The organism is Synechococcus sp. BA-120 BA3 (assembly GCF_034931285.1).
Lineage (GTDB): Bacteria > Cyanobacteriota > Cyanobacteriia > PCC-6307 > Cyanobiaceae > Cyanobium.
In genome coordinates this window covers 1-853 of the sequence record NZ_JAYGHZ010000212.1, presented here as the reverse complement: position 1 = coordinate 853, position 853 = coordinate 1, and the positions used below count along the sequence as shown (strand labels likewise).

At 52.6% G+C, this 853-nt stretch carries 1 protein-coding gene; it reads left to right on the top strand.

The window, feature by feature from the left end; all coding sequences use genetic code 11:
* Positions 1-239: 239 nt before the first annotated feature.
* On the top strand, positions 240-853 hold a 614-nt coding region (locus VB737_RS07340), incomplete at its 3' end, for an IS110 family transposase (protein ID WP_500312259.1).

Below are 853 nucleotides of genomic sequence, written 5' to 3'. Positions count from 1 at the left end.
CAGGAAACGTACCAGTACAGCTCTGCACGCCCTCGCGTCCGAAACACCCACGGCCAAATCCAAAGCCCATAGCCACACTGAATTTGGGGAGGCCGGGCCATGACCGATGTCATCTTTGGAGGTTCGACCCCGAAAGGAAACGTGGTCTGGGTTCCCACAGCGCTCCCTGCCCTGGCGACAACACTGCTAGATCCTTCTAATGGTGTTGATCCCGATTAGGAAATTGTCCACTTTTTTGCGTGGAACCTGCCCGGCCTCCCTTCTTCATCAGAAGTCGCAAGCCAATGCCAGATGCCTCTCCATCGCGCCGCCGTCGTGCGCGGCTCAAAGTAGTCAATCCACGATCTGCTGGAATTGATATTGGGAGTCGATTCCATGTTGTTGCAATACCCACAGAGCTTGATGACGAGCCAGTTCGTAAGTTTCTGAGCTTTACCAGCGACCTGAAGCGAATGGTCGAGTGGCTACTCGCTCTCAACATCACGACCGTGGCGATGGAGTCGACCGGAATCTACTGGGTCCCTTTATATGAAATACTTGTGGCTCACGGCATTGAAGTCTTTTTGGTCAATGCTCGACACGCCAAAAATGTGCCTGGCAGAAAGACTGATATCAATGATGCTCAATGGCTCCAACAGCTCCACAGCTATGGCCTTGTTCGAGCAAGCTTTCAGCCTGACCCCTGTATTGCAAAGCTCAGGGCCTATTTTCGCCAGAGAGACGTCCTGGTGCGCTATCGCTCGTCGCACCAGCAACATATTCAAAAAGCGCTGATGCAAATGAATCTGCAGTTGCATCACGTGGTAAAAGACATCACTGGCCTGACGGCTCGCAGGATCATTGATGCCATTCT